Origin of the sequence: Mediterraneibacter torques (assembly GCF_044591705.1) — a bacterium.
Taxonomy (GTDB): Bacteria; Bacillota; Clostridia; order Lachnospirales; family Lachnospiraceae; genus Mediterraneibacter; species Mediterraneibacter torques.
This window is the reverse complement of sequence record NZ_CP172594.1, coordinates 843025-863535: the sequence shown is the minus strand read 5'-3', so window position 1 is coordinate 863535 and position 20511 is coordinate 843025. Positions and strand designations below refer to the sequence as shown.

Here is a 20511-nt window from a genome sequence, read left to right as displayed (position 1 = left end):
AAGCAGCATTTTAATATGCTACTCGTCAAATTCCAATACTGCAATATGAAACTGCGGCGTTTCTTTTAATTCTTTCACAATTCCTCTTCTGGTTTTTAACCGCTCTGCCTGTTTGAAATTAGCGCTCATCCCGAGTGCGTGCTCGATCGTGTAGTAATAAGACGTCGGAAGGACTCCTTCTGTCACTCCCACTTCCATCCCCGGCTTTAAAGCTTCTGTGTCTTCAATCGTAAACTCCATTTCGCGCATACTTTTCTCCACTCCTCTCTTCTATGACTGTGCGATTCAAATATGACAGCTTCCATTCGCTGCGCTGCTGTTTTTCTTTTCGTTTATCAGTATATCATAAAACAAAACTTTTGAAAGCTCTTCTTCGGCAGTCTTAGACTTTAACGACCACTGTTGAAAAAAACTGTACTGCAAACGAATTTCATATCTATTTGCAATACAGTTTCTTTTTTATCATTCTTCTTATTTTATATCAAATTCAGGATGTTCATCTAAATGTTCCGATACATATTTTCCGTTTTTCTTTCTCTGCCTTACACACTCGGTCAGCAAATATTCAATCTGCCCGTTGACTGAGCGAAAATCATCTTCTGCCCAAGCTGCCACGGCATCATACAATTTTGCAGAAAGCCGAAGCGGAATCTGTTTCTTTTTCTGATCTGCCATGATCAATACAAACTTCCCGAATTTACAATAGGCTGCGCATCTTTGTTGCCGCACAAGACGACAAGAAGATTTGAAACCATTGCAGCTTTTCTTTCTTCATCCAGTTCTACAACTTTCTTTTCGCTGAGACGATCAAGCGCCATTTCTACCATTCCGACCGCTCCATCTACAATCATTTTTCTTGCGTCTATAATAGCCGATGCCTGCTGTCTTTGAAGCATCACTGCCGCAATCTCCGGCGCATAGGCAAGATATGTGATTCTTGCTTCCAGAATTTCCAGACCTGCCTCACTTACTCTTTTTTGAATCTCATCACGAATTCTTGCAGCCACTACCTCGCTGGAGCCTCTCAGACTTCCCTCGTCTGCTACACCATCGCCGGTTGTATCTACATTCGGAGAAACATCATACGGATAAACACGTACAATATTCCTAAGAGCTGTATCACACTGAAGAGAAAGATATTCTTTATAATTATCTACGTTAAAAACCGCTTTTGACGTATCTACAACTCGCCACATCACCGCAATACCGATTTCTACCGGATTTCCGAGACAATCGTTAATCTTTTGACGGCTGTTGTTCAAAGTCATAATCTTTAAAGAAATCTTCTTTCCTGCCGATTCCAAACCGGATTTTTCCGAAGTGCCTGCCAATAATCCTGAAAGTGAAGATTTTCTTGTACTGTTGTCAACATCACCACTTTGATTTAGATGTGTATCCGCCGCCGGATTTACACTTGTACAAAACGGATTTACCGCATAAAATCCTTCTCCTTTCAATGTGCCTGTATATTTTCCGAACAATGTCAACACAAGCGCTTCTTGAGGTTTCAGCACACGCAGTCCACAATACGGAAACCAGCCTACACACATCCAAAAAATACTGATCCCGAGCAGCAACGGATTTCCGATCATAGCTCCCACAACGCAGACTGCGATTGACAATAGATACAACAATGTTGTTAGAATCAAGACAAGCATTCCGTTTTTCTTATTATTCAGTACTTTTTCTTTCATCATTATCCCTCCTGTTCTTGTTTGATATCATTATGATATCATTTTGTTTGTATTTTGTAAATAGTAATTCAAATATTTTATTTTTTGAGTATTGACAAAACATTCTTCCGTACATATACTATACTCAAAGCTAGTTAGTTACTCAACTAACAAACTAATGCACAAGGTGGTGATACGATGCATATCAATCCTAATATAGAAAAACCTATTTTTATTCAAATAGCTGAGCAGCTTGAAGACTCCATTTTTACAAAAGTGTTTCCTGAAGAAACAAAAATCCCTTCGACAAATGAACTCTCCTCTTTATTGAATATTAATCCTCATACTGTCTTAAAAGGAATGAATCTTTTAGTAGACGAGGAAATCATATACAAGAAAAGAGGGTTGGGCATGTTTGTAAAAAAGGGAGCAGTCAATAAAATCCTATTAAAACGGCAAAGTCAGTTTTACGAACAATACGTTGCTGCATTGATTCAAGAGGCATCCAAACTGCATATGAAAAAAGAAGAAATTATTTCATTAATAGAAAGGGGTTTTGAACATGAACAAAATTCAGATTAAAAATATCACAAAAAAATATAATAATTTAACAGCCCTTGACGATGTTTCATTTTCCTTTGAGTTCGGAAAAATTTACGGCCTTTTGGGGCGAAACGGAGCGGGCAAATCTACACTTATCAATATAATCGCAAATCGTATTTTTGCCGACGAAGGAATGATTCTTGTAGATGACATTCCGGCAAAAGAAAATATGCAGGTACACGAAAAAGTGTTTTGTATGAGCGAAGCTGATTTATATGATAAAGATTTAAAAATAAAAGAACACTTCAGGTGGATCAATCGGTTTTATGATTGTTTTGATTTAAATAAGGCCTTGACTATTGCCAAAATGTTTGACCTTGACATCAACAAAAAATTCAGATCGTTATCTAAAGGTTACCAATCCATTTTTAAATTAACAGCGGCATTGTCATTAAATATTCCTTATGTAATCTTTGACGAACCAGTCTTAGGATTAGATGCAAATCATAGAGAACTGTTTTATGAACTGCTTTTACAAGATTTTGAAAATAATGAACGAACAATCATTATCGCTACACACTTGATTGAAGAAGTAACAAATATTATTGAAGAAGTTGTTTTGATCGATCACGGAAAGATTATATTACAAGATACTGTTGAGAGTCTTTTAGAAACAGGATACAGTGTCTCAGGAATCTCTCACGAAGTTGATCAGTATTGCTCAGATAAAAACGTGATCGGGCATGACGAATTAGGCAATATGAAAATCGCCTATATATTAGATAACAAAACGTCCATCCCCCCGGACAGCAGCCTTCATTTTTCATCCATGAATTTACAAAAATTATTCGTAAAATTGACAGAGAAAGGCGGAAAATAGTATGAATAAATTAAAATCAATCATCCAATACGAATGCATGACCTCTTTTAAATATATATGGATCTTCTACGCAATCCAATATGCAATCGTCGGACTTATCACTCTGATCATCGGCATTGTCTCCGGAAGCTTTGAAAATGTCGGAACAAATTGTTTGGAAATCAATACTTTGTTTTTCGTAAGCATTTTGGGCGCCTTAGGGTTTAAAGAAGATTTTAAAACACTTATACAAAACGGATTTACACGTAAATATATTTTCATTGCGGCGCTTTCTTTATTTAGTTTTATGTCCGGAATCATGGCATTTATAGATACAGTCGTAGGAAATTTTCTTCATTATTTTAATAAGGATTATACATCCCTATACAGCGGAATCTACGGCTATGACAATATAGTGATGAACTGGCTCTGGCTCTTCCTTGTGTATGTAATGTTTTGTTGTCTTCTATATTTAACGATACTTATAATCAATAAAATAGGCAAAACCATGTCTATCTATTGCGGCATTCTTTTCATCGGATGCATAGTGCTTATCACTGCATTATTCAGATATGTATTTTCCGCTGAACTGGTAAAAAATATTTTAAATTTCTTTATGAAAGCAGCCGGTTTTGTGAAGGGCGATACAATTAACTACTTCTATCCCTCTTTCTCTTTATTACTCATTATCGGCATTTTAGGAACTACATCTTTTGTGGTCATTAGACGAACCGAACTCAAATAATCTGTCTGCAGCAAGAACGCTGATACCTAAAGTTACGTACTGCCTCGCATGTACTACACGGCAGAATTAAAGGCTGTCGCAGAACATTACGAACTGCGATAGCCCTTAGTTTTACAGTGATAAAGAAGTATTTATAATAATTTATTACTAACGCTGACAGACAGGTTTGTAGAACAAACAAGTTCTTTCTCCTTAAACCATGTCGGTAAAATAGTGGATATCCTAGCAATCTCACCATTACGAAAAATGGCAAAACGGTGAAAGTTTTTCGTGTTATCGTAGAACGCTGCCAAATCACAATATTTTAAAACATCTTTTAAATTTTTGAATGTCTCTACATAACGTCTTTCAATATCTTCTTCTGAAATTCCATGTCCACCCTTATTTATCCTTATTTTCACTCTTTCTTTTACAATCTCATCAGTGTTTATGCGTGGCATTCCTTTTAATTCATTTAATGCTTCATAAAGGGTTGACTTACCTGCACCATTGACACCGGCTAGTATACAGTTTCCAATGGGGTCAGTCAAATATAACGAGCCTGTCTACCCTTGTATTGTCTGGCATTGTAACTCTGTAGAGTGGAGATGTCAAAATCTCTAGTTTAAAAAGGGGCAACCCATCATAAACTCAAGTGTGGCTTACATGTGTCTTGCCGATACAAAAAGAGCTTCCCAAGCCAAACTACGACTTGAAAAGCCCCATAAAATCAAGGTTTTTTGCACCTATCTTAGAATTTACCTTCTTTTGCTGCTTCCTCGATGGAAACTGCAACAGCTACAGTCATACCAACCATCGGGTTGTTTCCTGCTCCGATAAGTCCCATCATCTCAACATGAGCCGGTACGGAAGAAGATCCTGCGAACTGAGCATCTGAATGCATACGTCCAAGTGTATCTGTCATACCGTAAGAAGCCGGTCCTGCTGCCATGTTGTCCGGGTGAAGTGTACGTCCTGTACCACCGCCTGAAGCAACTGAGAAATATTTTTTACCCTGCTCGATACATTCTTTTTTGTATGTACCTGCAACCGGGTGTTGGAAACGAGTCGGGTTTGTAGAGTTTCCTGTAATAGAAACATCAACACCCTCTTTCCACATAATTGCAACGCCTTCACGAACATCGTTTGCTCCGTAGCAGTTTACTTTAGAACGAAGTCCGTCAGAGTAAGCTGTTCTGGAAACTTCTTTAAGTTCGCCTGTATAATAATCATAATCTGTCTGAACATATGTAAATCCGTTGATTCTGGAAATGATCTTTGCAGCATCTTTTCCAAGACCGTTCAAGATAACACGAAGCGGTTTTTTACGAACTTTGTTTGCTTTTTCCGCAATACCGATTGCACCTTCTGCTGCTGCGAATGACTCATGTCCTGCAAGGAATGCAAAACAGTCTGTTTCCTCTTCAAGAAGCATCTTTCCAAGGTTTCCGTGACCAAGACCTACTTTACGCTGATCTGCTACAGAACCCGGAATACAGAATGCCTGAAGTCCCTCTCCGATTGCTGCTGCTGCGTCTGCTGCTCTTGTACATCCTTTTTTGATTGCGATTGCCGCACCCGTAATATAAGCCCAGCATGCATTTTCAAAACAGATCGGCTGAATGCCTTTGATCTGGTTGTATACGTCCAGTCCGGCATCCTTCGTAATCTTCTCTGCTTCTTCAAGAGAAGCGATACCGTAGCTGTTTAAAACTTCATTGATTTTATCAATTCTTCTTTCATATGATTCAAATAAAGCCATTTATGTATCCTCCTGATTTATTTACCTTAATATGTCGCTAAATCCCGATTACTCCTTACGCGGGTCGATGATCTTCGCTGCGTCATCAACACGGCCGTACTGTCCTTTTGCTTTTTCCCAAGCATCGTTCGGCGTATCGCCTGCTTTGATGAAATCTGTGAATTTTCCGAGGCTTACGAACTGGTATCCGATGATCTCGTTGTTTTCGTCAAGAGCGATTCCTGTTACATAACCTTCTGCCATCTCAAGGTAACGAGGACCTTTTGCAAGTGTTCCGTACATTGTACCAACCTGAGAACGAAGTCCTTTTCCAAGATCCTCAAGTCCTGCTCCGATCGGAAGTCCGTCTTCAGAGAATGCACTCTGAGTTCTTCCGTATACGATCTGAAGGAAAAGTTCTCTCATTGCTGTATTGATCGCATCACAGACAAGGTCTGTGTTAAGTGCCTCTAAGATTGTTTTGCCCGGGAGGATCTCAGATGCCATAGCTGCGGAATGTGTCATTCCCGAACATCCGATTGTCTCTACAAGCGCTTCCTGGATAATACCGTCTTTCACGTTCAGAGTCAGCTTACATGTACCCTGCTGCGGAGCACACCAGCCAACACCATGTGTCAAACCGGAAATATCCTTTACTTCTTTCGCTTTCACCCATTTTGCTTCTTCCGGGATCGGAGCCGGTCCGTGATTTGCGCCCTGCGCTACCGGACACATCATTTCTACTTCATGTGAATAAATCATGTTAAAACTCCTTTCAATATCTATGATTTTCTTCTGCATACGAACACATACTCGTGCCATACCTATTTTATTTTCTCATAAATTACCGCATTCGTCAATCAAACTTTGACAAAGTTTTCACTCAAAGTGTTCACTTTATGTTTTTATAATGCTTTTATACTATTTTAAAATTTTCTTTCCTATTTCCGAAAATCCTATTCTTTTAACAATGCATCTTTCAGCATCTCAAGTGCAGTTTCAACTGTTTGAGCTCTGTTTTCCATACGATTTCCGTGAAAACGGCATTCTTTTACTACTGTCTCCCCGTTCAGATAACATCCTATATACACGAGTCCGACAGGCTTGTCCTCTGTTCCTCCACTTGGACCGGCAATTCCTGTCGCGCTAAGAGCCGCTTCTGCACCTGCGGCTTTTGCCGCTCCTTCCGCCATCTCTTTCGCCGTCTGTTCACTGACTGCCCCATAAGTTTCAAGCGTCTCATGAGAAACTCCAAGCAGGCGCTCTTTCGCTTCATTTGAGTAAGTGACATACCCCTCATTCAATACTGCAGACGCGCCTGCCGCATTTACAAGTGTTCCTGAAATCAGTCCTCCTGTACAGGACTCTGCAGTCGTCACGTGAAGGTGTTTTTCAGATAAAAGTTCCGTCACCGTTTCCTCTAAAGTTTTCTCATATGCTTTTTTTTCTTTTAAATACCATTCAAGATACATGTTTACATCCCACCTTGTGTAAGTACCTGTTTATTTTTCCACACGTAATCGATCAGAGAAATGATCGTAAGTGCCACTGCTGCCCAAATAAGAATTTCTCCGATCAAGTCGAACACACCGCCTAAATCTGCAATAAGAACGATGATCATCGCCATCTGAAATACAGTTTTGAATTTTCCCCAATAGCTTGCTGCGATCACAATTCCGTTGTCAGATGCCACGAGACGGAATCCGCTTATAATAAACTCTCTTGCAATAATGATTATTACAATTTCGGCAGCTAATTTTCCGGAAGGAATCAGACAGATCATAGCCGAACAAACAAGCAGTTTATCTGCCAAAGGATCCATAAATTTTCCGAAATTTGTCACAAGATTATATTTTCTCGCTATTTTCCCATCTAAAAGATCCGTCAGACTCGCAACTGCAAAAATTGCGAGAGCAATCCACTTATTAGCCGCTCCGCCTACATCCGTAAGCATAAAAAATACAAAAAACGGTACCATGATAATGCGCAAAACAGTTAATTTATTTGGTAAATTCATAACAATTCTCCTATCAGATCATATTCTAAAGCTCCGGTTATTTTCACTTTTGCGAAATCGCCGGATATCAGTTCTTCTTCTGTGTTAATAAAGATCAATCCGTCCACATTCGGCGCATCGCGGTATGTCCTGCCGACATAAGCATTTTCATCCGCAACTTTGCCTTCAATCATAACAAGCATTTCTCTGCCGATCATATTTTCTGCATTGTCAAATGCAATTTCCTGCTGAAGTTCCATCAGATCCGCCTGTCGTTCTTCTTTTACTTCTTCTGCGATCTGATCTGGCATAACAGCCGCCGGGGTGTCTTCTTCCGGTGAGTAGGTAAAGACTCCTAAACGATCAAACTCCATTTCGTCGACAAACTGCATCAATTCTTCATGCTGATCTTCTGTTTCGCCGGGAAAGCCGGTGATCAACGTCGTACGAAGGCAAATATCAGGAATTTCTTTTCTCAATTTTTTTACAATATCTGTCAGTTCCTGTTTTGACGTTCTTCTGCCCATCCTTTTCAAAATACTGTCGCTTGCATGTTGGATCGGAAGATCAAGATAATGACACACTTTCGGTTCTTTTTTTATCACTTCTATCAATTCATCTGTAATTTCCTCCGGATAGCAATACAAAATTCGGATCCAGCGGATTCCCGCAATCTTGCATAACTCTTCCACAAGCCTGTGAAGACATTTTTCTCCATACAGATCTTTTCCATAAAGTGTCGTTTCCTGTGCCACAAGGATCAGTTCTTTGACACCTTGCTCTGCCAGCTCTTTCGCTTCTTTGATCAGTCGTTCCATGGGAACACTTCTGAAATTTCCACGTATTTTCGGAATAATGCAATATGTACAATGCTTATCGCACCCTTCCGCAATCTTTAAATATGCAAAATGTCCTCCCGTCGTCACAAGACGCTTTGCTCCTGAAACCGGAAGCGCATTAAGATCCGAAAGTATAATGCCCTGCTCTCCTTCCAATGCTCGGTCTACCGCATCTAAAATCTTATCATATGCCGTCGTTCCGAGAACTTCATCTACTTCCGGAATTTCATCTAATATTTCCTGTCTGTATCTCTGTGCCAGACATCCTGTCACGATCAACACTTTTACCTGTCCCGACTTTTTATATTCTGCCATCTCAAGAATATTTTGAATGCTCTCTTCTTTTGCGTCATGGATAAAGCAGCATGTATTAATTACAATAATATCTGCCTGTCTTTCATCATCTGTCATCTCATATCCTCTAGATGCCAAAAGTCCGAGCATCACTTCTGTATCTACGAGATTTTTGTCACATCCAAGAGAGATAAACAATATTTTCATATCTGTTCCATACCTCCTCTTCCTTTTTATTATACTTTTCACTTTTGTACTTTAATGTGGCAAGATTCATCCGCTAACATGAAAAAGGCAGATACCGTTTGGTTCTGCCTCATTGTTTTTACTCTTCTTCTGCCGCACTCTCGGCTTTGATCTTCAACTCGCCTTTGTTCAATTCTTCGATTGCGATCGACAATGGTTTCTCTCCCTCTTTCACATCGACAAGCGGAAGGTCTCCGGCAATCAGTTGTCTGGCACGTTTCGATGTTGCCATAACGATCGAATAACGACTGTTGACGATCTTTGTTTCCCCTTCTTCGACATCTTTGTTTACAACTTTCATCAAATCTGTATAAGACGGATGCAGCATATTTAATTTTCTCCTTTCAATCTTTCCAAATCTTCTTTTATTGTCTTCATGAATGCTTCATTCCGAAAACTTCTTCGGTGCTCTCCCTGAATGATCATATGCATTTCTTCAACGCACATATTCAGGTCGTCATTAACGACAAGGTAATCGTAATAATCCATTCCCTCCGCTTCCTCACATGCACGGTTCATTCTGGACTCGATCACATCCATCGTCTCTGTGCCTCTGCCTACGAGCCTTTTTTTCAGTTCACCGGCGCTCGGAGGTGTCACAAACAAAAGCAAAGTATCGGGAAATTCCTCTTTCACTTTTAATGCGCCTTGAATCTCTATTTCAAGGATCACATCTTTTCCCGCATCCAACTGCTTTCGCACATACTCTTTTGGAGTACCGTAATAATTTTTCACATATCTAGCATACTCTATCAATTCATCTTTGGCAATCATTTTTTCAAATTCATCTTTTGATATGAAAAAATATTCTCTTCCATCCTGTTCCCCATCTCTTGGCTGCCTCGTAGTCGCCGAGACAGAAAGTGCATACGTATCAGGATATCTTGACAGAAGTTCTTTCATCAGCGTTCCTTTTCCCGAACCCGAAAATCCCGATACAACGATCAAAATTCCTTTTCTGTTCACTTTGTTTCCTCCTATTCGATATTCTGTATCTGTTCTCTGATCTTCTCAATCTCTGTTTTCAGACTGATCGCGCGGTTTGATATATCCAGATCATTCGCCTTAGACAAGATCGTGTTCGCCTCACGATTCATCTCCTGTGCGATAAAATCAAGTTTTCTTCCGATTCCGTTAGACTCTTCCAATGTCTCCTTCATATGCTGAATATGACTTTTTAGTCTTACAACTTCCTCATCTGTACAGATCTTATCCGCAAAGAGAATCACTTCTGCCGCAATCCGATTATCATCAATCTGCGTATCCTCTAATAATTCCCGCATCTTTTCTTCTAATTTTGTCCTGTATTCTGCAATAATCTGCGGCGAACGCTCTTCTATAAACCGAATCTGTTCACTGAGCAGATCCAATTTCAAAAGAATATCTTCTTTCAAACGTTCTCCTTCTTTTGTCCTCATCTCTACAAACTGTGAAAACGCGCCTTCCAACGCTTCTTTTAATCCATTCCAAAGCTCGTCTTCATCCTCGCTGCATTCTTCCATCGTAAAGACTTCGGGATATCTGGACAATGTACTGACGCGAACATCATTATCTAACGAAAATTCTTCTGCCATCTGATTCAGATATTTTAAATATTCTGCCGCAAGAGCCGCGTTATACTTTACCGACACCTGCGATTGAGACAGATCTTCATACGTGATAAAAATGTCAACCTTTCCCCGGTCTGCATATGATTTAAGGAGCGTCCTGATGGACGTCTCGAAAAAATTCAATTTCTTCGGCATCCGAATGTTTACATCGAGATATCTGTGATTCACACTTTTTAATTCTACCGTAAATTTTCTTGAGTCCTTCAGAACTTCACATCTTCCGAACCCTGTCATACTTTTTATCATCTTGTCTTTCCTCGTGTTCTTCTCCTTGGCAGTCTATATATCAAATTTATCTGTTTTTTAGAACTGCCGATTACTGCAATTTTAGTTATTATACCTCTAATGCGCGTAAATGGTCAACAGGTCTTTTTTCATTCTCCTCTTTATGATATACTTTCTTATATATTCATGTTCAAAAGAAAAATGTTTTATCATTTCCCTTCTGAACAATTCAAAATATGGAGAATTTATTATGGCTTTTGACGGAATTGTCGTGGCAGGTCTTGTCCACGAACTGAAACAAAAACTAACAGACGGACGAATTGCGAAAATCGCGCAGCCGGAAGCAGATGAACTGCTTCTTACGATCAAATCCCCCTGTGGACAACATCGGCTTTTAATCTCAGCAAACGCTTCTCTTCCGCTTATTTATCTTACAGACACAAATAAACCAAGCCCGATCACGGCTCCTAATTTTTGTATGCTTCTTAGAAAACATATCAGTAACAGCCGGATCACGGATATTTCACAGCCAAAACTGGAGCGTATCATCTGTTTTACAATCGAACATTTTGATGAGTTGGGCGACCTTTGCCAAAAGAAGCTCATTGTTGAAATCATGGGGAAACACAGCAACATCATTTTCTGTTCCGAAGACGGAACGATCATTGACAGTATCAAGCATGTATCTGCACAGATGAGTTCTGTCAGAGAAGTTCTTCCCGGACGGAAATATTTTATTCCTGATACAATGCATAAAAAAGATCCGCTCACAACAGAATGGAAAGAATTTTCCCTTTCCGTTAATGATAAACCGATGTCTGTGGCAAAAGCTCTTTATACAAGCTTTACAGGGATCAGTCCTGTTACCGCAGAGGAAATCTGTTATCTTGCCGGTATCGACTCAACTCTTCCGGCAAAAGAATACAGTCAGGATGTTCTTTTCCATCTGTATACCCAGTTTACGATCTATCTGTCAGCAATAAAAGAAGGCAGATTTGAGCCCGCTATCTACTATGACAAACAAGAACCGAAGGAATTTTCCGCTCTTGAACTGACGTATCTTTCAGCATATGAAAAACGTCTCTTTCCTTCTGTTTGCGAAATTCTTCGTACTTACTACTCTGAGCGGAGCCTGATTACGAGGATTCGCCAGAAATCCGTCGATCTTAGACACATTGTACAAACTGCTCTTGAAAGGAATCGGAAAAAATATGATCTGCAGATGCGGCAGTTAAAAGATACCGAAAACAGAGACAAATACAAAGTTTACGGCGAACTGATCAACGCTTATGGTTACAATGTTCCCGAAGGCGCCAAACAGATGGAGGCGCTGAACTATTACACAAACGAAACGGTTACGATCCCGTTAGATCCAACAAGCACTCCGCAGGAAAACGCACAGCGTTTTTTTGCCAAATACAACAAACAAAAACGTACTTTTGAAGCGCTCACCCAGTTGATCCGGGAAACAAAAGATGAAATTTCCTATCTCGAATCCATACAGACCTCTCTCGATATTGCAATGACAGAGGACGATCTTGCCGCCATCAAAGAAGAGCTGTCTGAAACAGGATATGTGCGCCGCAAAACCGTACGAAAGAAAATAAAACTTAAAAACGAACCGCTGCACTATATTTCAAGCGATGGTTTTCATATGTATGTAGGGAAAAATAATCTTCAAAACGACGCCCTTACATTTGATTTTGCCGCCGGATGCGACTGGTGGTTTCATGCAAAACAAGCTCCCGGATCACATGTGATCGTAAAAACAAACGGGGAAGAACTTCCCGACCGTACATTTGAAGAAGCGGGCAAACTTGCCGCTTATTATTCAAGTATGCGAGGCAGCGAAAAAGTCGAAATCGATTATATAGAGAAAAAACATATTAAAAAACCAAAAGGCGCAAAACCCGGTTTTGTTGTCTATTATACAAATTACTCTCTCGTCATCGACAGCGATATAAGAGGCATCCAAAAAATATCCGGCAGTTAGAATTAGCAAAGGAGTCTCTATTCTCTCTGCCCGGCTTTTCACTGTTAAAACATCACAAGGCGTCAAACATGCCGAAAAACACCGATACATGTCTGACGCCTTTTATCGTTCTTAATTCTGTCCCATAAGATAATCAATAAACTGCTGTGCCGTCCTTCCCGACAAACCTCCATGAGACAATTCCCATTTATTTGCTTCCAGAAGCAGATCTTCTTCCGGCATTTCTATTTTATTTTTCTGCGCAAGCGTACGAACAATCTGACGAAATTCTTTCTTATCGGGCGAGCCAAAGTAAATCGTCACGCCAAACCTTGCGACAAGCGATAACTTTTCCTGAACCGTATCATTTGTATGAAGCTCTTCATCTCTGTCTGCTTTATCCCGAAACGTCTCACGGATCAGGTGACGTCTGTTAGAAGTCGCATAAATCAAAACATTATCCGGCTTTCTCTCAAGACCTCCTTCTATTACCGCTTTCAAATACTTGTATTCAATCTCAAACTCTTCAAATGAAAGATCATCCATGTATATAATAAACTTATAATTCCGATTTTTAATCTGCGCGATCACATCATTTAAATCTTGAAACTGATGCTTGTATACTTCGATCATCCGAAGCCCCTGATCGTAATACTGATTTAAAACAGCTTTGATCGACGTAGATTTTCCTGTTCCGGCATCGCCGAATAAGAGACAGTTATTTGCTTTTTTCCCTTTCACAAAAGCCTCAGTGTTATCGATCAGCTTCTTCTTCGCAATCTCATAACCTACAAGATCATCAAGATGTACATGCGCAATATTTGTGATCGGTTCTACCGACATCGTCTTTCCTTCCGGATGATCGATACGAAACGCTTTATGAAGGCCGAATTTACCGACTCCGAATTCTTTGTAAAACTGTGTCATCTTCCTCTTGAAGTCTATTGCGTCCGACGAATCTGCAAGTCCTTCTGCCAGATTACAGATACGATCCCGAATACGCCGGTTAAAAACCTTCCCCGCATTGCTCGTATTTTTATATTCAAAAAGAATCTGCATACATTCTGCCGAAAATTCACGCTCCATCTCCTGAAAATCATAATCAAACAATTCTTTAAATATCTGAAAGTCATGAAGGGCAATCCTGTTAATGCTTCCGTCAATCTCTCCTACAATCTCACATGACGTGCTGTAAGCATTTTCATCATTTACAAGAAGAAACGTCAGATATGTATGCCAAAGATTCCCCTCGAATCCATGACTGGCAGAAATCTCTAATATCTCATTCATACATTCAAAAAGAAGACTTCTCAAATCTTCCCTGTTATAGTAATCATTTCCACAATTTTCCATGAGAAACGTCATGTTTTTTAATATTCTGCCATGCTCCATATTTTTATACAGCATCAGTTCATTTGTACGCATTGTTCTCTCTCCTTCCGTTTTTTCCTGCTTTACCGTTTTATGTTAAACATCCTGTCTTTTCTCCCAGAAACTACTGGATTACGGCATCTGCCGTCTCAATAATTGCCGAGTATTTTTAAGTTTGTTGCCTCTTCACGAAGTCCGCGAATTGCATTTTTCACAGCAGGGTCTTCAAGGTTTCCTTCAAAATCAACAAAAAAACAATATTCCCAAGGTCTCCCTTTGATCGGACGAGATGCAATCTTCGTCATATTCAGATCATTATAAATAAAATGTGATAAAATTCCATACAAAGAACCGCTCTGATGCGGCGAATCAAAACGGATGCTTATCTTGGAAGCATTTTTCAAAAATATTTTTTGATTCGTTACAACGATAAAACGTGTGGAATTGTCCTCATCATCATTAATTTCATCGACTAAAACTTCCAGTCCGTGGACTTTTGCCGCATAAGCACTGCATACTGCAGCTTGTGAAATATCCTGTTCTTCAATCACTTTCTTTGCCGCCACCGCAGTATTGACAACACTGATTTTCTGCCAATCACCATGGTCGTCTAAAAACTCAGACGTCTGCATAAGAGCTTCTGTTTTTGAATATACTTTTTTTATATCCGAAAGCTTCGCGCCCGGAAGTCCCGACAATGTATGCACAACCGGAAGGATCGTCTCTGCTACAATATAGTTTTCAAATTCATCAAGCAGGTCATACATCTCGTTCACCGTACCGGCAGTGGAATTCTCGATCGGAAGCACCGCATAGTCAGCCGAACCTTCCTCTATCGCTTCCATCGCTTCCCGAAATGTCCTCACATGAAAATTATTTACATCTCTTCCGAAAAACTGATACATTGCAGCCTGTGAATAAGCTCCTTCTGTTCCCTGAAATACAACACGGGCATTTTCACGATCCAGATTTTCGATTCTGATAAACGGAAGGCGTCCCAGCGCTCCCGCTTCCACAAGCTGACTGTACTGAAGCTTCCTGCTCATAGACATGAGCTGCTGATACAGCTCCTGGATTCCTTTCTTATTGAAATCCCCCTCTACTTTTGACATTACATCTGCAAGTTTTTCTTTTTCTCTTTGCCTGTCAAACACCTTTTTTCCTGATTTCACTTTATATTCTCCGACTTTTCTGCAGACTTCCATCCGTTTTTCATAAAGCTCTGCTATTTCATTATCAATTTTATCAAGTGCTTCTCTCAATTCTCCAAGCGATGTCATTTTTTCTCCTCCGATGCCCCCAAATTTTTCTTTTCACAACAGTATAGTATATTTTTCTTTCAAAATCTACATGTTTACAAAATTAATGACAAACTAAGATAACAGTTCATCCATACAGGTGTCCGCTTATGAGTAAAAGAGTGGCGTCTTCGTTTTATGATACGATACGCCGCCTTCTTTTTCATATTTTGTTTCTGTTTTTCCGGCTTTAAACTTTTCTTTTTGTTCATTCTTCTTTGCCGTATCTCTCTATTTTAGCAAATATACATTTATCTGTTTATAAAATTTCCGACTGTTTGTTTTCTCTATACGGTTGAAAAGAAAAGGGTTTTATTATATTATAATTAAAGATTTTTAGGAGGTTTTGTATGAGACATTTAATGAGTCCGCTGGATTTCTCAGTGGAAGAACTTGACAAACTGCTGGATCTTGCTCAGGATATTGAAGCACATCCGGCAAAATATGCACATGCCTGTGCAGGAAAAAAACTTGCAACACTTTTTTATGAACCGAGTACACGCACACGGTTAAGTCATGAGGCAGCCATGTTAAATCTGGGCGGAAGTATCATGGGATTTTCTTCTGCCGATTCCAGTTCCGCAGCAAAAGGAGAAAGTGTATCTGATACGATCCGCACGATTTCCTGCTATGCAGACATCTGTGCTATGAGACACCCGAAGGAAGGCGCTCCTATGGTCGCCTGTCAGCACTCTTCAATTCCTGTTATCAACGCAGGAGACGGCGGGCATCAGCATCCGACACAGACGCTGACCGACCTGCTCACAATCCGCAACGTAAAAGGACGTCTTAAAAATATGACGATCGGTTTATGCGGCGACTTAAAATTCGGACGTACCGTTCACTCTTTGATCAATGCTCTCGTCAGATATGAAGGAATCCGGTTTATCTTGATTTCCCCCGAAGAATTAAGGCTTCCCGATTATATCCGCCACGAAGTACTTGACCGGAACAACATCCCATATGAAGAAGTTGTCCGTCTGGAAGATGCAATGCCCTCTCTGGACATTCTCTATATGACAAGAGTTCAAAAAGAACGCTTTTTCAATGAAGAAGATTATGTCCGCATGAAAGATTTCTACATACTTGACAAAGCAAAAATGAAGCTTGCGCCGGAAGATATGTATGTTCTCCATCCGCTTCCGCGAGTAAATGAGATTTCAACCGAAGTTGACAATGATCCGCGCGCCGCTTATTTTCGTCAGGTTCAGTACGGCGTATACGTGCGCATGGCATTAATTCTTACACTGCTTGAAATTCATGTTGATTAAGAAAGGTAAAAGGAACAGATCATGGTAAAAAACACATTGAATGTCGGAAGCATTACAGAAGGCTTCGTCCTTGATCATATCGAGGCCGGAAAAAGTATGGAAATTTATAAATATCTCCACCTTGATAAACTGGACTGCTGTGTAGCCATTATCAAAAATGCCCGCAGTAATAAAATGGGAAAGAAAGATATTATGAAAATCGAATGTCCGATTGATTTCATGGATCTTGATATTTTAGGTTTTATCGATCACAATATCACCGTCAATATTATAGAAAACAAACAAATTGTCGCTAAAAAGCAGCTCACGCTTCCAAAAGAGATCCGAAATGTGATCCGGTGCAAAAACCCACGCTGCATCACTTCGATCGAACAGGAACTGGATCATGTCTTTGTTCTGACAGATGAAGAAAATCAGATCTACCGCTGTAAATATTGCGAAGAAAAACATCGAAGACAACGATAATAAAATCCGGCTTTATAAGTCGTAATATACAAAAGGAAATGGTGAGCTGTAAGAACAATTTTTTACACTGCATCCATTTCCTTTTTATAATCACTCTTATTTTACACTTGTTTTTTCTGCTGTATGCCAAACTGAATCGGCTTGCTTTTTATCAGCATTCTTCTGCGATCTTATAGATCAGTCTTTCCGTATCGTCCCAGCCAAGGCACGGATCTGTGATCGACTTTCCGTAAATGCGGTTTTCCTCGATCTTCTGGCATCCTTCTTCCAAATAGCTTTCGATCATTACCCCTTTGATCAGTTTTTTTAATTCACTGTTATAATTTCTGCTGTGAAGCACTTCACTGACAATTCGGATTTGTTCTTTAAACTGTTTATTTGAATTTGAATGGTTTGCGTCAATGATCGCCGCCGGATTTTTCAATTCCCTTTGCCTGTACATATCCAAAAGACGGATAAGATCTTCATAATGATAGTTTGGGATACATGTCCCGTATTTATCTACGCCTCCGCGCAATATGACATGTGCCAGATCATTTCCCTCTGTCGTCACATCCATTCCCCTGTATATAAAAGAATGAGAACTCTGTGCTGCCACTACAGAATTGAGCATTACAGAAAAATCTCCGCTTGTCGGATTTTTCATTCCTACAGGTATATCCATCGCACTTGCCGTCAGACGATGCTGCTGATTTTCCACAGATCTTGCTCCGATTGCCTCATAAGACAAAATATCGTCAAGATAACTTCTATTTTCGGGATAGAGCATCTCATCTGCCCCGGTAAGTCCGCTCTCCTCAATCGCTCTTATATGCATCTTTCGGATCGCTATGATTCCGGCTAACAGATCCGGAGCTTCGTCCGGCTTTGGCTGATGAAGCATTCCTTTATATCCTTCTCCTGTTGTTCTCGGCTTATTCGTATAAATTCTTGGGATGATCATCAAGCGATCTGATACTTTTTCGTTGATTGTCGCCAATTTCGATACATACTCACATACGGAATCTTCATTGTCCGCCGAGCATGGTCCTACAATTACAAGAAACTTGTCTGATTTCCCTTCAAAAATCTCTCTGATTTCCCGATCCCTTTTTTCTTTCAGTTTAAGAATTTGAGAAGAAAGCGGATATTCTGCTTTCAAATCAGCAGGAATCGGAAGGTGTGCATTTATTTTCATACCCATAGTTTTTTCTCCTGTTTCTTTTTAAATTAGTATCCTCTTGACAGATCCGACATGTATTTTAGCGAATCACAGCTTTATATTGCTAAAGCATTCGGGGTAACAAAATGTGTTAAGCAAAACGATAAGCCGGGTTATGTCGTGGACAATCATCTATCTAGGCACGACGTTGCCGCCGTGCTCAAGCGACCTACCTGAAGCGTGACGGGCCGCCACATTGCTTCTATCCGGTCTTGCTTCGAATGGGGTTTACATGTGCCCTCTCCGTTACCGCAGAGGCGGTAGTCTCTTACACTGCCTTTCCACCCTTACGCCGATATGGAATCCGACGCGGTTTATTTCTGTTGCACTGGCCTGGGAGTCACCTCCACCGGACGTTATCCGGCATCCTGCCCTATGAAGCCCGGACTTTCCTCGTCTGCTGCCTTTCGGCACTTACATCCGCGATTGTCTGTCTTACTTAACACAGTATCTGATTATACTATTTTCCTACTCCTTCGTCAACAAAAAGTGTATCTCCATCCGCTGCCGAAGTGGCAAGCAGATCACACCTCTCATTTTGAGGATGTCCGTCATGTCCTTTCACCCAGTGAAACGACACTTTATGCTTTTCTTTTGCTTTGAGAAGACGCTTCCAAAGATCCGGATTTTTAACCGGTTCGTTTTTCCCACGCTTCCATCCTTTCTTAATCCATCCGTCTACCCACTGTTTATTAAACGCATTTACAACATACTGTGAATCAGAATAAACTTCTACCTCACAAGGTCTGTTCAACGCTTCCAATCCTGCGATCACTGCCATCAGTTCCATTCTGTTGTTTGTTGTTCTGACATATCCCCGGGATAGTTCTTTTGTATGAAGCGTCCCTTTCGTATCTACATATTCAAGAATCGCTCCATATCCTCCCGGTCCGTCCGGATTTCCCCGTGCCGCCCCGTCTGTATATATTTTTACCTGCATAGAAATGTCTGTCCTTCCCTCTCGATCTTCACAATCTTGTCCTGATAATCTTTTGTGCATTCTTCGAGCATCAAACGGCTGCACACATCATAATTTCCCCAAAAATGCATCGGAAATACTCTTTTTGTTTCCGTTCGTTTCATGAAACAGTCGATTCCGAGACAATACTGTTCCCCCAGTCTTGGATCGACCGGAACAAACGCCGCATCAATCTTTTCTCCGCAAAGCTTGTTGATCTCCGACTGATAAGAACGACGCATATTTTTATTATACTCATCCGGCTCCCCTTCCCAGTGCCACCAATTCAAATCCCCTGCGTGATAGATCGTCTGGTCTTTATAGCGAATGAAAAATGCCGTTCCCTCATCATTTGACCGGAGCGTTCGCACATAACATCCTTTTATGTCCGCCTCTTCTCCTGCTTTCATATAAATGATTTTATCGTTTTTCTCAGGATGAGAAGCCAGTTCATATACATCTGAAGAAATAATATATTGTATATCCCGGAATTTTTCCTGCAGCCTGAAAATTTCCTCGTTATAATGATCATGATGCCTGTGACTTACGAAAACATACATTTTTTTGTTTCCGTCTGTTTCCGGAATCGTTCCTTTGTAATAATCAAATAAAAAGCAGGCATCTTCCATTTCCACAAAAAATCCGCTGTGTCCGATATATGTGATCTTCATCATAAGTTAATACTCTCCACTACTTGTACTACTTCCGATAAAATGTATTCCATATCTTCTTTCGCTGTTTTTGCACTTTCCGGCAGATTCACAATAAGTGTATTTTTCCGAATGCCTGCCGCCATACAGTCGAGCATTGCTTTCTTGGAATACCTGAGATTATATGCCCTAAGCGCTTCCGGGATTCCCGGAATAAGCTGCTCTGCGACTTCTTCTACCGCCTTCGGAGCACAGTCCTGCTCTAAATATCCCGTCGCCCCTGTCGTTATGATCAGTTCGACAGAGCCCGAGTCTGCCAGCTGGCGAAAAACTGTCGCCACAACTTCTTTATCTCTTGGCAAAACTTTCGCAGCTTTCACTTCCAGCCTGTTTTGTTCAAGCATACGCTTCAAAGCCTCTCCTGCCGCACTTTTTTTCTTTGCTTCATAACTTTCTGTATCGATCGTAAATATTGCTGTTCTCATTGCTTTGTAACCCCTTTCATTTGTTTCTCTCTATCTGTTTTAATCATTTGTTTCCCCTTCTGCACAAATAATAAATCTCCGATACGTCTG

Annotated in this window: 24 protein-coding genes and 1 other RNA gene; 6 read left to right on the top strand and 19 right to left on the bottom strand. The window is 40.4% G+C overall.

Annotation, left to right across the window (positions count from 1 at the left end; genetic code table 11):
* Window positions 1-18: 18 nt before the first annotated feature.
* The 3 genes from ACH9UM_RS03910 to ACH9UM_RS03900 all read right to left on the bottom strand — a co-directional run bounded on the left by ACH9UM_RS03910 (window position 19) and on the right by ACH9UM_RS03900 (window position 1694).
* A complete protein-coding gene (locus ACH9UM_RS03910; protein ID WP_004845172.1) occupies window positions 19-249 on the bottom strand; it encodes a hypothetical protein in 231 nt (76 codons plus the stop codon).
* Window positions 250-471: 222 nt separating this feature from the next.
* Window positions 472-675, bottom strand: a complete 204-nt coding sequence (locus ACH9UM_RS03905) for a hypothetical protein (RefSeq protein ID WP_004845173.1) — start codon at window positions 673-675, stop codon at window positions 472-474.
* A 2-nt stretch (window positions 676-677) separates the two neighbouring features.
* A complete protein-coding gene (locus ACH9UM_RS03900; RefSeq protein ID WP_009242626.1) occupies window positions 678-1694 on the bottom strand; it encodes an SPFH domain-containing protein in 1017 nt (338 codons plus the stop codon).
* Between the two features lie 177 nt (window positions 1695-1871).
* On the opposite strand from ACH9UM_RS03900, the gene ACH9UM_RS03895 reads away from it, so the two are divergent.
* From ACH9UM_RS03895 to ACH9UM_RS03885, 3 genes are read left to right on the top strand one after another with little or no spacing between them, the layout of a single operon-like run.
* Window positions 1872-2255 carry a GntR family transcriptional regulator gene (locus tag ACH9UM_RS03895; RefSeq protein ID WP_004847460.1) on the top strand — a complete coding sequence of 128 codons (384 nt, stop codon included), beginning with the start codon at window positions 1872-1874 and terminating at the stop codon, window positions 2253-2255.
* Window positions 2236-3096: an ATP-binding cassette domain-containing protein gene (locus tag ACH9UM_RS03890; RefSeq protein WP_009320583.1), complete on the top strand. Its 861-nt coding sequence runs from the start codon at window positions 2236-2238 to the stop codon at window positions 3094-3096. The genes ACH9UM_RS03895 and ACH9UM_RS03890 overlap by 20 nt, the downstream gene beginning before the upstream one ends.
* Window position 3097: 1 nt before the next feature.
* Window positions 3098-3820, top strand: coding sequence for a hypothetical protein (locus ACH9UM_RS03885; protein WP_009242624.1), 723 nt, complete (start codon window positions 3098-3100; stop codon window positions 3818-3820).
* 131 nt (window positions 3821-3951) lie between these two features.
* Here ACH9UM_RS03885 and ACH9UM_RS03880 read toward each other — a convergent pair whose 3' ends face one another.
* The 9 genes from ACH9UM_RS03880 to ACH9UM_RS03840 form a co-directional block, all read right to left on the bottom strand.
* Window positions 3952-4350 carry a hypothetical protein gene (locus ACH9UM_RS03880; protein WP_009242623.1) on the bottom strand — a complete coding sequence of 133 codons (399 nt, stop codon included), beginning with the start codon at window positions 4348-4350 and terminating at the stop codon, window positions 3952-3954.
* 200 nt (window positions 4351-4550) lie between these two features.
* A complete protein-coding gene (locus tag ACH9UM_RS03875) occupies window positions 4551-5561 on the bottom strand; it encodes a GGGtGRT protein (RefSeq protein ID WP_004846171.1) in 1011 nt (336 codons plus the stop codon).
* 48 nt (window positions 5562-5609) lie between these two features.
* Window positions 5610-6302, bottom strand: coding sequence for an iron-sulfur cluster assembly scaffold protein (locus tag ACH9UM_RS03870; RefSeq protein WP_009242622.1), 693 nt, complete (start codon window positions 6300-6302; stop codon window positions 5610-5612).
* A gap of 194 nt (window positions 6303-6496) precedes the next feature.
* Entirely contained in the window at window positions 6497-7012 is a 516-nt protein-coding gene (locus ACH9UM_RS03865) for a CinA family protein (RefSeq protein ID WP_009242621.1), read from the bottom strand.
* Between the two features lie 2 nt (window positions 7013-7014).
* Window positions 7015-7557: a CDP-diacylglycerol--glycerol-3-phosphate 3-phosphatidyltransferase gene (pgsA, locus tag ACH9UM_RS03860; RefSeq protein WP_004846174.1), complete on the bottom strand. Its 543-nt coding sequence runs from the start codon at window positions 7555-7557 to the stop codon at window positions 7015-7017.
* Window positions 7554-8876, bottom strand: coding sequence for a 30S ribosomal protein S12 methylthiotransferase RimO (gene rimO, locus ACH9UM_RS03855; protein WP_009242620.1), 1323 nt, complete (start codon window positions 8874-8876; stop codon window positions 7554-7556). The genes pgsA and rimO overlap by 4 nt, the downstream gene beginning before the upstream one ends.
* Window positions 8877-8994: 118 nt before the next feature.
* Window positions 8995-9243: a DNA-directed RNA polymerase subunit omega gene (gene rpoZ, locus ACH9UM_RS03850; RefSeq protein ID WP_009242619.1), complete on the bottom strand. Its 249-nt coding sequence runs from the start codon at window positions 9241-9243 to the stop codon at window positions 8995-8997.
* A 2-nt stretch (window positions 9244-9245) separates the two neighbouring features.
* Complete coding sequence (gene gmk, locus ACH9UM_RS03845) at window positions 9246-9881, bottom strand: guanylate kinase (RefSeq protein WP_009242618.1); 636 nt, start codon at window positions 9879-9881, stop codon at window positions 9246-9248.
* Between the two features lie 11 nt (window positions 9882-9892).
* A complete protein-coding gene (locus ACH9UM_RS03840) occupies window positions 9893-10771 on the bottom strand; it encodes a YicC/YloC family endoribonuclease (protein ID WP_004846179.1) in 879 nt (292 codons plus the stop codon).
* Between the two features lie 229 nt (window positions 10772-11000).
* On the opposite strand from ACH9UM_RS03840, the gene ACH9UM_RS03835 reads away from it, so the two are divergent.
* On the top strand, window positions 11001-12743 hold the full coding sequence (locus tag ACH9UM_RS03835; protein ID WP_009242617.1) for an NFACT family protein: 1743 nt from the start codon (window positions 11001-11003) through the stop codon (window positions 12741-12743).
* Between the two features lie 111 nt (window positions 12744-12854).
* Here ACH9UM_RS03835 and ACH9UM_RS03830 read toward each other — a convergent pair whose 3' ends face one another.
* Window positions 12855-14147, bottom strand: a complete 1293-nt coding sequence (locus ACH9UM_RS03830) for an ATP-binding protein (protein WP_004846181.1) — start codon at window positions 14145-14147, stop codon at window positions 12855-12857.
* A gap of 95 nt (window positions 14148-14242) precedes the next feature.
* A complete protein-coding gene (locus tag ACH9UM_RS03825; protein WP_004846182.1) occupies window positions 14243-15373 on the bottom strand; it encodes a bifunctional chorismate mutase/prephenate dehydratase in 1131 nt (376 codons plus the stop codon).
* A 368-nt stretch (window positions 15374-15741) separates the two neighbouring features.
* On the opposite strand from ACH9UM_RS03825, the gene pyrB reads away from it, so the two are divergent.
* Both pyrB and ACH9UM_RS03815 read left to right on the top strand, forming a co-directional pair.
* On the top strand, window positions 15742-16662 hold the full coding sequence (gene pyrB / locus ACH9UM_RS03820) for an aspartate carbamoyltransferase (protein ID WP_009242615.1): 921 nt from the start codon (window positions 15742-15744) through the stop codon (window positions 16660-16662).
* Between the two features lie 21 nt (window positions 16663-16683).
* A complete protein-coding gene (locus tag ACH9UM_RS03815; protein ID WP_004846185.1) occupies window positions 16684-17127 on the top strand; it encodes an aspartate carbamoyltransferase regulatory subunit in 444 nt (147 codons plus the stop codon).
* Between the two features lie 151 nt (window positions 17128-17278).
* Here the strand turns inward: ACH9UM_RS03815 and ACH9UM_RS03810 are convergent, their stop codons facing one another.
* The 5 genes from ACH9UM_RS03810 to ACH9UM_RS03790 all read right to left on the bottom strand — a co-directional run bounded on the left by ACH9UM_RS03810 (window position 17279) and on the right by ACH9UM_RS03790 (window position 20421).
* Window positions 17279-18310 (bottom strand): 3-deoxy-7-phosphoheptulonate synthase, encoded by a 1032-nt coding sequence (locus ACH9UM_RS03810; protein ID WP_004846186.1) that lies wholly within the window; start codon window positions 18308-18310, stop codon window positions 17279-17281.
* A 106-nt stretch (window positions 18311-18416) separates the two neighbouring features.
* Window positions 18417-18770, bottom strand: an RNA gene (gene rnpB / locus ACH9UM_RS03805) — RNase P RNA component class A.
* Window positions 18771-18788: 18 nt separating this feature from the next.
* Window positions 18789-19268, bottom strand: a complete 480-nt coding sequence (rnhA, locus tag ACH9UM_RS03800; protein ID WP_004846187.1) for a ribonuclease HI — start codon at window positions 19266-19268, stop codon at window positions 18789-18791.
* Window positions 19259-19960 (bottom strand): MBL fold metallo-hydrolase, encoded by a 702-nt coding sequence (locus ACH9UM_RS03795; protein ID WP_004846188.1) that lies wholly within the window; start codon window positions 19958-19960, stop codon window positions 19259-19261. Before ACH9UM_RS03795 ends, rnhA begins: the two co-directional genes overlap by 10 nt.
* Window positions 19957-20421: a molybdenum cofactor biosynthesis protein B gene (locus ACH9UM_RS03790; RefSeq protein ID WP_004846189.1), complete on the bottom strand. Its 465-nt coding sequence runs from the start codon at window positions 20419-20421 to the stop codon at window positions 19957-19959. Before ACH9UM_RS03790 ends, ACH9UM_RS03795 begins: the two co-directional genes overlap by 4 nt.
* Window positions 20422-20511 lie beyond the last annotated feature (90 nt).